The sequence below is a fragment of the Mesorhizobium sp. M0904 genome (assembly GCF_040319475.1).
Classification (GTDB): domain Bacteria; phylum Pseudomonadota; class Alphaproteobacteria; order Rhizobiales; family Rhizobiaceae; genus Mesorhizobium.
Window position 1 is genome coordinate 25,070 of the sequence record NZ_JAMYOC010000038.1, and the last position, 11,355, is coordinate 36,424.

General features: G+C 56.7%; 6 protein-coding genes and 5 pseudogenes. 3 read left to right on the forward strand and 8 right to left on the reverse strand.

Features of this window, described 5'->3' with window-relative positions; translation table 11 throughout:
• Positions 1-10 precede the first annotated feature (10 nt).
• The 4 genes from NKH80_RS28725 to NKH80_RS28740 form a co-directional block, all read right to left on the reverse strand.
• Complete coding sequence (locus tag NKH80_RS28725; RefSeq protein WP_352995181.1) at positions 11-1,456, reverse strand: M20/M25/M40 family metallo-hydrolase; 1,446 nt, start codon at positions 1,454-1,456, stop codon at positions 11-13.
• Between the two features lie 310 nt (positions 1,457-1,766).
• The gene (locus NKH80_RS28730) at positions 1,767-2,510 is read right to left on the reverse strand and encodes an amino acid ABC transporter ATP-binding protein (RefSeq protein ID WP_352995190.1); all 744 of its coding nucleotides are present in this window, start codon (positions 2,508-2,510) and stop codon (positions 1,767-1,769) included.
• A gap of 122 nt (positions 2,511-2,632) precedes the next feature.
• Entirely contained in the window at positions 2,633-3,607 is a 975-nt protein-coding gene (locus NKH80_RS28735; RefSeq protein ID WP_352995184.1) for an amino acid ABC transporter permease, read from the reverse strand.
• A 60-nt stretch (positions 3,608-3,667) separates the two neighbouring features.
• A complete protein-coding gene (locus NKH80_RS28740; RefSeq protein ID WP_352995193.1) occupies positions 3,668-4,507 on the reverse strand; it encodes a transporter substrate-binding domain-containing protein in 840 nt (279 codons plus the stop codon).
• A gap of 300 nt (positions 4,508-4,807) precedes the next feature.
• Here NKH80_RS28740 and NKH80_RS28745 point away from each other — a divergent pair.
• The 3 pseudogenes from NKH80_RS28745 to NKH80_RS30195 all read left to right on the forward strand — a co-directional run.
• Positions 4,808-4,958 (forward strand): annotated as a pseudogene (locus tag NKH80_RS28745) (IS3 family transposase); the annotation flags it as partial.
• Positions 4,959-5,683: 725 nt separating this feature from the next.
• Positions 5,684-5,875, forward strand: a pseudogene (locus NKH80_RS28750) (transposase); the annotation flags it as partial.
• Positions 5,876-5,967: 92 nt separating this feature from the next.
• Positions 5,968-6,194, forward strand: a pseudogene (locus NKH80_RS30195) (IS110 family transposase); the annotation flags it as partial.
• A gap of 338 nt (positions 6,195-6,532) precedes the next feature.
• On the opposite strand, the gene NKH80_RS28760 reads toward NKH80_RS30195, so the two are convergent.
• From NKH80_RS28760 to NKH80_RS28775, 4 genes and pseudogenes are all read right to left on the reverse strand, one after another.
• Positions 6,533-7,423: a MurR/RpiR family transcriptional regulator gene (locus NKH80_RS28760; RefSeq protein ID WP_352995187.1), complete on the reverse strand. Its 891-nt coding sequence runs from the start codon at positions 7,421-7,423 to the stop codon at positions 6,533-6,535.
• A 513-nt stretch (positions 7,424-7,936) separates the two neighbouring features.
• Complete coding sequence (locus NKH80_RS28765; protein WP_352995196.1) at positions 7,937-8,989, reverse strand: KamA family radical SAM protein; 1,053 nt, start codon at positions 8,987-8,989, stop codon at positions 7,937-7,939.
• A 342-nt stretch (positions 8,990-9,331) separates the two neighbouring features.
• Positions 9,332-9,787: pseudogene (locus NKH80_RS28770) on the reverse strand (condensation domain-containing protein); the annotation flags it as partial.
• 814 nt (positions 9,788-10,601) lie between these two features.
• Positions 10,602-11,006 (reverse strand): annotated as a pseudogene (locus NKH80_RS28775) (transposase); the annotation flags it as partial.
• Positions 11,007-11,355 lie beyond the last annotated feature (349 nt).

The window sequence follows — 11,355 nt, forward strand, 5'->3', positions numbered from 1 at the left end:
CAAAGGGCTTTCATCCAAAACTCTTTACATGCCAAGTTAGCGGCTTCTCGGCCGCTATGGCCATCGATCGAAACTCATCGGCACTGTACTCACCGATTTGATCTAGCAACCTTGGCCACGCAGAAAGGCCTTCCGCCAACGAGGCTAACCGGAAGAATTCGTTGGGCGAATGAATATCCTCATCCGGAAGGGCAAAGCCGAACATCAGTGTCTGAACCCCGAGCAACTCTTGGAATATCACTGTAATGGGAATGGACGCCGCCAGGCGGACAAGTACCGGCTCTTGACCGGTCGCCTCGGACAAGACTTTCTTGGCCGCAAGCACGAGGGGATGTCCGGTCGGTAGGTCGAAGGCGCGGCTCCCAGTTCCCGGGTCGTCAATTGACAGCTCAACATCCGGGGGGCAAACGGCACGCAGATGAAACTTAAGCGCGTTTGAGACTTGGTCGGGGTCCTGTCCGGGCACGATTCTCAACGATAGCTTAGCGTGGGCTGTACTTGAGATCACTGTCTTACTGCCAAACCCAGTGTAACCTCCCCACATGCCATTTATGTCCAAGGCCGGTCGAAGCGTTAGCCGTTCACGTATCGAGAAGCCAGGTTCCCCGTGGGCTTGCGCCCCAACGTCTTTGACGAAAGCGACCTCGTCGAAGGCAAATCTGGCCGTCTCGGCACGGGCGTTGACGGAGACGGAAGATACGACCGGCAACAATCCCGGGACCGCGATTGCGCCATCCTCGTCATGTAACGAAGCGATGATTCTCGCCATCTCATGTACGGCGTTCCGAACCGCGCCGCCGTAACGACCAGAATGAAGGTCCTTGTCGGCGGTTCGAACTGAAATTTCAAACTCTACAATTCCGCGCGAGCCGACATTAATCGTCGGAATTTCCGGATGCGCTCGCGAGCCATCAGCGGATATCATTCCATCAGCCTGCAGCAAGTCGCCGTACCGTTCCACAATAAGGCGCAAACTAGGACTGTTGGTCTCCTCTTCACCCTCCAAAAAGACTTTCACGTTGACGGGGCAGGCGCCTCGGACCTTCAGAAACGCAGCGATAGTTTCAAGTGCAATTGCAGTCGAGCCTTTGACGTCAGACGCCCCTCGCGCGTAGAGCCGTCCGCCGCGGATGGTTGGTTCGAAAGGTGGAGTAAACCAAGCTTCTACCGGGCCGGGGGGTTGAACATCATAGTGCCCATAGATGAGCAACGTAGGCTTTCCGGGCGCACCGTTCCAAGCTCCGTAAACGGCTGGGTGACCGCCGCCGTCGAGAAGCTGGACATCGCTCAGGCCAATGCGCTCGAGCCAGTTCACTAGAAACGCTTGCGCGTCCCGCATCCCTCCAATGAAAGCTGGATCTGTGCTTACACTTGGTAAGCGCAGGAACGCGCAAAGTCTATCCACGATTTGGGCCTGGCGATCGAGCAGGTCATGAACAACTTCATCTGCTTTCATTGTATTCTCCTTGGCGTCCTGTAGAACAGGTGGACTTCTCATAAGACAAGTTGTCAATAAATGGACCAAGCCATGCCATATTGGCGGCGTCCGTAACGACCAGTAGATCGATACCCGCTTTCTCCATTGCAGCCGAGCTTTTTCAAAAGGTTTTTATATTTTTACAATGCAAACCGAAATAACTCTGCGCCCATAATTAGATTTTTCGACGAAGATTGGAAGACGAATTCATTGGAATAGACCATAGATATTTCTTCTTATTGAAAGTACTACGACTTCACCTAACCATATCTCCAACGGTTGATCATACTCAGTGCGACAAGATCTGACTGAGGAAGAGTTTTGTTCTTTCATGCTGCGGCCTGGTGAAGAAGTCGTTCGGAGCGCCCTGTTCGACAATTTGGCCCGCGTCCATGAAGATCACTCGGTCCGCGACGGAGCGCGCAAAGCCCATCTCGTGTGTGACGCAAACCATGGTCATGCCATCGCGCGCGAGACCGGTCATTGTCTCAAGCACCTCGGCGACCATCTCCGGATCGAGCGACGAGGTCGGCTCGTCGAAGAGCATGACGGCAGGCTCCATACAAAGGGAACGGGCAATTGCGACGCGCTGTTGCTGTCCTCCGGAGAGCTGACCCGGATATTTGTTCGCCTGTTCCGGTATGCGCACGCGCTCAAGGAACTTCGATGCGATCTTCCTTGCCTCGGCCTCGGGCATGCCCTTGATCCACATCGGGGCGGCCATGCAGTTCATTAGCACGGTCATGTGGGGGAAGAGATTGAAGTGCTGGAACACCATGCCAACGTTCTTGCGAACTTCAGTCACGTTGCGCATTTTGTTGTGCAACCTGATCCCGTTGACCGTGATCTCACCCTCTTGGTGTGCTTCGAGTCGATTGAAGCAGCGGATCAGCGTCGACTTTCCCGATCCGGAGGGGCCGCAAATAACGATGCGTTCGCCCTTACGGACGGTGAGATTGACGTCAGTCAATGCTCTGAAAGAGCCGTACCACTTGGATACGTTCGTCGCTTCAATAATTTTGTCCGCACTCATTGGCACCTGGTTCTGGCTGTAAGGCTCTTGGGATGAAAGTAGCTGCACGTGCGGCGCATTGCCAATCGCCTGCGAAGGGCTGCCTCCATCGAGACCTTTAAACTGGTTTAGGATGCTTGCGGTCATCGCACCTTACTCCTTGCGAAGTGACGCTCGAGCCATGATTGACCAACCTCGAGGCAGGCAGACATGATCCAATAGATGAGCGCGGCTGTTATCAGCATCTCCATGTGATGAAAGGTCGGCTGACCGATAGTCCGAGCAAGGAACGTCAACTCCCATACGCCGAGGACCGACACGAGCGAACTGTCCTTCAACATTGAGATGAACGTGTTTCCCATCGGGGGAATGATGACCGGCAGCGCCTGCGGCAGGATGATCTTGCGCATGGTGAGGCCGAAGCCGAAACCCATGGATCGTGAAGCTTCCCATTGACCGCGGTCGATGCTTTGGATACCGGCACGGAAAATTTCTGTCATATAGGCACCGACGCAAAGCGACAGTGCCAAGATGCCTGAAGGAACAGCATCGATCACGATACCAAGTTGCGGCAGCCCGAGGTAAATCAGGTAAATCTGGATGAGCAGCGGTAGGCCGCGGAAAAATGAAGTGTAGAAACTGGCGATGGCATAGGCGAAGCCGTTGCTTGAAAGCTTTGCAATTGCAGCAATCATCGCGATGATTGAGGCGAATATCAATGATACCGCCGAGATATAGATCGTGGTAACCGCCCCCTGCGTGATGAGATACGGCACATTCTCCCAGATGAAAGGCATGCTTAGGTTAAATGCATTGAAGAAGGCAAGAAACAGAAGTAGCAGTTCTGTCCAAACAACGCCGATTTGCACCTTCAGCGAAACAAAACCGATCAGCACGATGTTGAGGCAGAATAGGATCGCAATCACAAAGGCTATCGCGAAGCGACCGTAGACGCCGCTTTGCAGCGGATCGCCGATGACCGGCCGCATGAGTTCGCCGAAGGTGGTGCCCGTCAGGTTGATCATGAGAAAAACCGCGAGCACGACAGCAAAGATTGAGGCAACAAACCAAGGCTTATGGACGAGTACCTCGGATTCAACTGTATCCAAATAAAGCATAAGGAGTCCTCTACGACATGGCGGCCCAGACTAAGCTGGGCCGCCTAAAACTTTCCAAACTCACTTCTGGACGGAGTAATCCTTCCCGTACCACTTGATCGACAGTTTGGTGAGTGTGCCGTTGTCCTTCATTTCCTTCATAGCCGCTGCTATCTTGTCACTGAATTCCTTGTCATCCTTGGAGACCGCGATAGCGCCCGGCGCGTAGAACAATGCTGGCTCGAGAATCCTCAAGGGGTAACCGGCCTTTATCGCGTCATCTGTTTGGAACTCGTCATTGGCGATCGCATCAAGCCGAACGCCATCGCCAAGGCGGAGGTCATCAAATGCAATGTTGGCAGATCCATAAGTTTTCACCTGGCCCGGCTTGAATTGATACTCAACGGGGCTGGCGTTTACCCAGGCTGGCGTCAGCTTATGATTGACATAGGCTTCTGTGTCGGAGCCAGCGGAAACTCCCACCACTTTGCCTTCAAGATCGGCAGGTTTGGTTGCCTTGCTATCCTTGTGCACGATGGCCACTGCCGCGCCCCAGATATAGACGGCGGGAAAGTCAATTACTTCCGCTCTGGCCTTGGTTGGCGTCATCTGACCCATGGCGACGTCCCAGCGGCCCTGCCAATTGCCTGCGGTGATGATGTCCCAACCAGGTGTCACGAATTTGACCTCCACACCGAGAGATTTTCCAATTTGTTTGGCGATATCGACGTCATAGCCAACGAGTTGATGGTTCTCGTCCAAGTGTGAAATCGGCCCCCAGTCCGTACCGGCTGCCACCGTCAGCGTCTTTGACTGCAGAACCTTGTCGAGTACGGCGCCGGCATTGGCTGCACTTGTCGCAGCCCCGATCCCGACCGCTAGCGATGCCGCAGCTGCAATCATCGTCATAAGTCTGTTCATGGATATTCCCCTGTCTTTCGTTGTTTTCTCGGTCGCCACCAAGGGCTCACTCCTGACCGGCAGCGGATCGAAATCTAGCTTGTCGCGGCCAACAATGCAACATATGTTTTCGAAAGCCGATAGATGGCGCATATGGATCATCTCGATATCTCCTGTCCGGGCTTGAGGAACGCGGCCGCAACATTATCGACGGGACCACAAGGCTGTTCCACGTTGTTCCCCGAAAGGTGGTCCTCCGTGAAGCAGGCTCGTTGCCGTTAGAGAGGACGTCGGTATGCCGAGAAGTACAGAGCTGGAGAGATCATCGCGAAACTGCGTCAGGTCGATGTTCTGTCGTCCACGAGGGCTCAGTTGGCAAAGCTGTTCGCTCGATCGGCGTGACACAGTTCAGTATTATCGCTGGCGCAAGGAGTTCTGCGGCTTGAAGGGTGACCAGGTGAAGCGTCGCAAGTAGGGTGCGTTATGACGTCTGAGAAGAAAAGGCCGCCCTAGTCTCGCCTGACGCCTGAAAGGCGACGATGACCGTGAGGTCGGCGGAGCGAGAAGTCAGCAGAGGCCATAGTGGCGGTAGCCGCGAAGGGCCGAACGTTGGGAAGGCGAAACGCCCGCGAACCTCGAGGACGCCATGTCACCCTAGGCTTAGGCTATTCTGTATGTTCGGCAATCCTCGGTCCCTCAGGTGCTCCACAATCGTGAGATCGCTTTGCTATCGTGAGATCTGCGCTCTTCAATATGTGGTGCGCGATCGCCTGACGGCACTTGGCTGGTCTCGCATCAAGACGGTCGACGAAGACCTCGGTCGCTCCGCAGCCGGCGTCACACACGTTGACGGATTCGACCGGATGGTAGCCGAAGTCTGCCTTGGCAAAACGGTGCGGTCGTAGTGCGGGAAGCATCGCGCTTCGCCCGCAACACAGCCGTGATGCCGCGTCGTCGATCCTGTGCTGGTCGATCAGATCGGTCTATGCGCGCGTCAGGGTGCGACCGACTGCTGCTGAGATTGAAGGGCAGCCTCAACGAGTACGAACTCGACCTTCTGCGTCAGAGTCCCCCTGTCGGCACGCTACGAGAAGGCCCGCGGCGAGCTCATTGTCACGGCCCCGGTTCGGCTTCGTGAAGGTCAGCGACTCGGCCAAGCGCTGATTCACTCTGGCCACGAACGGGTGGGAGGGAATCGTGCGCGGCGGTGACGGACAGACGGGTGAGCTGTTCAGCTGCGTAGACCTTTGGGCGCGAGTGCGGCGCGATCATCCGTTGCGCCATATTCGGGCGATTGTGAACGAGGCGCTTTCGGCAATGGAGCCTGAGTTCGCGGCGCTGTACTCGCCGATCGGGCGGCCGTCGATCCCACCGGAGAAGCCGCTGCGGCAATGCTGTTGCAGGCGGGTCAGGGCTTTGGTAGGGCTGATAGTTTCGGCGGCCATCGATGACCCGTCGCGGTTGCTCGCAACTCCAAGATCGGCGACCACGGGGTGCGTGTGGCGCTCTACGAGGCGGCTAAAGCACTGCTGACGCGATCGGTCAAGGGCTCGGCTTTGAAGTCCTGGGCGCTTGCGGTGGCCAAGCGCGCCATGGATGAAAGGCCAAGCTTACCCTTTTGCGCAAGCAGGCGGTGGTTCTGCACCAGATGATGTGCAGCACTGAGCGCTTTCTGCCGACAGGCCGTCCTGCGGCAGTCGTGTCGTGAAGCGTTCATGAGAGGTAAGGATAAGAAGGAACACGGCGGGCAATCGACACCAGCTCCTGCCGTTACGACGTCCCTTGCCGGAGTGGACCCGGTTGGCCACCAAGACGGGAGCAGCTCGATTCATCACTGCGCGTCCCTAGCCAGATTGGCCAGCCGATCCCGATCAGATCCATCAGGCAGCGGCCAAAAGCGCGGACTGCGGACAGAAGCAAGACCCCGGCAGCGGACGAAGTTACGAGGGATCGACAACTCGAGGCTCCGTTACAGAAGCCCGTCTTATGTATAAGGGCGCGTGACCGCGTCGCCTTCCTCGCAAACGTGCTTTTACACGCCCTTGGTCACGGCCATTTCTGCGGAATGCGGGGTTTCAAATGGATGTCGAGGGCTGCGAGTTGTTCATCGAAGCGCTTGATGGCTTCCAGTACTTCGCCACCGCCATGACCTGTAATCAGAGACCCTAGAACCTCACCTATTGCAAAGGCAGGGGTCATCGTATGAATGAATGATGGACTGTTGGTCGAAACCACGACGGTGGTTTCTGCAATCAACGCTGAGGGGGCGACCTCGCTGTCGGTTATAGCAATAACTGGGATTCCCTTAGATTTCGCAAACTCCGCTAATTCAATGGTCGCCTTGGTGTACGGGTGGACACTCGCGACAAGTAGGACATCATCCTTACAAGCGCTTCCAATGGCGTCGCTCCCAGTTCCCGCAATCCCATCGAGAAGCACCGACTTCTCGCCGACAAACCTGAGAACATGTCGGAACTGCCAGGCTACAGGGTGACTGGAGCGCAGTCCAAGACAGTAGATCCTTCGGGCCTTGGCCAGTGACGCTGCCGATGTTACCACTCGATCGAGGGATCGAGGCTCCGCAAGCTGTGCAATCTGCTTTGCGATTGAATTGAGCATTTTTGCAGCAAGCGCGTGGTCGCCCTTCAGCTTCTGGTTTGCAACCTGTTTTCCTGCCTTTCCAGCAAATCCAGCACCTGCATCGCGCAAAGTCTCAGCGTACATGTTGCGGATATCGTCAAATCCCCCCAGGCCAAGATGCTTGGCAAGACGCGTCATTGTTGCAGGTTGGACGCCGGCCTGCCGAGCCTGTTCACGCATCGAAAGAAGAGCGACATCACGTGGCCGGTCGAGCACGAAGCGCGCTGCGTTTTGCAGTTGCTCCGACATGCTGTCGAAAGCCTTGAGGATTGCCTGCCTCAGCGGTCCCTGGTCCATAACCATATCTCCGCGGCTGCGTGGCAACTCTGCGATTGCCGTGCACGCCTCCATTGGACACGATTCAGGAGGCGATTGCCTCGCGCTGGGTCCCGAGCCAACGGACTAATTCGAAGGCAACGAGCGCCTGCCGCTTCCGCATCATGTGAACCACCCCTGCCAGACAATGAAGCGATCGCTGTTTGGAGGGTCCTGAATCCAGTATTGGTCGCACGTGACCGGATAACCATTTTGGACGATGTAGATAGCGGGAGCGCCTTCATCCTTCGCGCCGAGCACGCCGTATTTCCGGCACCCGCGGCCCAGCGTGGCGGTAGTCGGGGGAATCGCGCAAATTATGGCGCCTCCGCTGCTCGCCCGCCACAGTCATCGCCCCATCAATAGCATCGTCGGCACGCAGCATCCCCCCAACGAGCAGGAAAGTCGCCGCCTGGATGGCGCTCCCACACGGAAAGGACGAGGCTTTTGTGCTGCACTCCCTCTGTTTGACAATCAGCATTGCGCTTTCCGATCTCATCCTTCAGGCACATCGTCCAACCAGCAGGCGCCCTCACGGTGCGCCCGAGAGAATATCTTTCCAATCTTTCCCGGAGTCTTGTTTTGATGATATCGCATATACACACGGCCATCGGCTCCAAGGTCGAGAATCTCGATCTTTCCCGTGTAATGGGACATGATGTATTTGAATGTCTTTTGGATGCCGCTGAGACGTTGGTTGATGCCGTGCGCAATGTCCAGTCCGCGGCGCAGCGGAACCTGAAAATGCGATGCGCCTTTCACGGGCCTGGCCTGAAAAAGATAATAGGGGCGGACACCCATTTGGTGGCACTTAGCGAAGGTTGCCGCCAAGATCTCGGGATCGTCGTTGATTTTGGCGAGAAGCACGGACTGATTGAGGAATTGCACGCCCTGAGCGCGCAACGAGCGAATATTGCGCTCCGTATCGACGGAGATTTCACCAATATGGTCGAAATGTGTGACGATCACCGAGGTTTTACCCGTTTCATGGATCCGTTGGAACAGAGCCGATAGAGCGGGATCCTCGAACCGCTTGGGCTCATACCCAAGCGCTTTTGTGCCGAATCGAATCGAATCCAAATGCGGGATCGGCAGCAGATGATCAAGAATTTTGTTAAGCTTGGCGGTGCTGAGCACGAACGGGTCGCCTCCCGAAAGCAACACATTCGTCATCTCAGGATGATTGCTGATGTATCGCGCAATCTGGGCGAAATCAGCTGTGATTTCATCGGAGTCCTTGCCAACGATGCGTTTACGAAAGCAATAACGGCAGTATGAAGCGCAACGGTCTGTTACCAGCAACAATCCGGTCTGAGCGTACTTGTGCTGAAGTCCGGGCATGACCGTATTGTCGTGCTCGCCGCTCGTGTCCAGATTGCCAGGACTGTTGAACTCGTCGAATGTGGGCTCGACGATGTATCTAAGCTGATCGTAGTAACCGCCGGTTTTGATTTGTTCACGATAGAATTTTGTGACCTGATAACGCGTGATGCTGTTGGCTTGCAGCTCACCTTGAGTAACGACGCGCGTCCCCTCGATAAAATTCATGACCACAGTTCGGGCCCCCGGGTCCGAGTTGATGGGTGGTGCTTGAGGCGGGCAAATCACCCGCGCGTTCAGCTCATGTTCGGTCAGGCCCTGGTTCTCGCGGTCAAGGGCAATCGCCTCCGCATCTCGCCCCGTCTGCGCCTCTGGCAACTGGGGTATGCAAGGTGCTTGGGGAGAGGCCGATTCCGTCGAATTCGGCTCTATCAAAAGACGATGGCGTTCCTCCGCCAACAGAAGCGGTGCCGACCAGACTCGCTGCCCGGGGTCGGCCGCCATCTGGGTCAATGCTTGCTGCAATTTGTTCACAAGGCGCTCGACGGTGCTCCGCGTGATCACCAGCATGTGATCATGCACCGCCAAGCGTATCATCCGCCCACGGATCAGCGGCCCGGCCTCCAGGTCGAACGCAAACTGCCCTTCATCGCGCATCAGATCCGCGAGCGTCGCCTCCACATTCGCCGCCGCTTTCAGATCGTCTCGTTTCAGCGGCAGGCCGACGTCTGCCGGCCCGACCCGCAGGAATGGCTCGCCGCCCTCCACCCCGAAAGTGACCTCATGACGCGCCATGAAGGCGTCCAAGGCGGCCTGCAGGGCCGCATCGTCGAGCTCGCCGCGAAGTCGTAGTCCCATCTGGGTGTTACGGGCCTCGCTGCCACCGGCCGGACGCGAAACGAACCACATCCCCTGGTGGGGGAATGATAGTGGCACCCACGACGGACGCGGCAAAGCTCCCATTGGCGGGACCGCACTGTTTGCAGCATCGATCGCTTTGAAGTGGATCATTCGCGCAAGTTTCATTGAGACCCCCTGGGCTGGAGACTGCGGGACCGCTATGGTCGTAACGGATCCTTCGCCGTGTTTTCTGCAATCGGCGTGCCACCAATAAGATTGTGGGAGCAAGAGGGGCAAAACCACGTGTTTCGCGCCGCAACCGCGGAACACTTGTGCCTCAGCGTGCTATGTTCCGAACACGGACGTCTTCAACCGAACACGGCTGAAACAGAGTGCTGTAGGCGGGCGGAGTGCCCGCGGTGGAACGAATAGCGTACTGTTCAACGTTCCGAGCCGGGCGACACGCCGCCAAATGCCGATCCAAACATACCCCGTGTTGTGGGTTGGAGCGGCAGCAACGGCTTTCAATGAACTTGCTTGCCAGAGGATCAGACCACCAGCAGTCGGATCGAAGGACGAGGGCTTCGGAAATGAGCATGCCGGTAGCGGCAGCAAGCCGGACGATTGTGTTGCAAATTCTGGATTGCAGCCCTGCATGCCTCCATTGGTCAACAATTCACACAACGATTGCCTTGAATTGCGTGCTGAGCGAAAGAGCTTGTCCGAAGTCAAGGCAGCTCCTACCGCTTCCGCATCATGTGAATCATCTCGCTGCCTGCCACTTGTTGCGATCCCATTGGTCGCCCCGAAGTTTGACGCGACGCGGATCCTGCTCGATCCCATTGATCTTTGGCTGGTCCAACGCCGATTTCAACGCCCGTGGTGACCGATCAACGTCATAGAGACGATGGCCTCCCGGTTTGTCTAACTGCCGTCAATGACCATGCGATCCAGTCGGCCATGGCGTACGCGCTCCGAACATGCGATTTGCTGCCGCCAACTTCATCGAAGTCCACGCCTCGATCAGCGTCCTGTCCACAGAGAAGTGCTCCATGGGCAAAGCTTTCACCTTGGGTTGCACCACTGCCAGCAACTTTGCAGCGATGTCGCCCTCCAGCAGCCGGTCACGGTTCTTGGAGAACACCGAATGATCCGAGGCCGCATCGTCGACGCCAATCCCGACGAACCAGCGCTCCATCAACAGCCGCTCCGAGCGGATCGAATAGAACGCCTGCAAAAGCATCGCCCGCAGCAGCTTCTCCGGCGGGATCGACGGCCGCCCAACCGGCGAGTACAGCGCCGCAAACTCCCGCTCCAAGGCGGAAAGCGCCTCATTCACAATCGCCCGAATACGGCACAACGGATGATCGGACCGCACCCGAGCCTCGAGGTCCACGTAGCTTATATGAGGAGTGTCAAGGCCTTTAGGGCTCCGCTTTTTTGGGTCCGTTGGTTTTACGGTATCCATGGTCTGAGCCCGATTGCATGACGCGGCTCGTTTCCCGAGCCAGATCCAACTTATATACGGTCGCTGTTCGAAACAGCGGCACCAACATCCCGCTTGCGGCGGACAGGGGCTCAGGAAGACGAGACCATTCTGAGACAACGGCGATTGAAGCCACGCTACGTGCCGGTTCGTCCACCTCGGATCCGCCAGGACTGATCAGATCCTGGAAGATGGCAGAATTCGATGGGTGTAGCGCATCAGGCGACCGTCATGATCGCTCCCTCGATGACAACGCCGGCGTTAATGT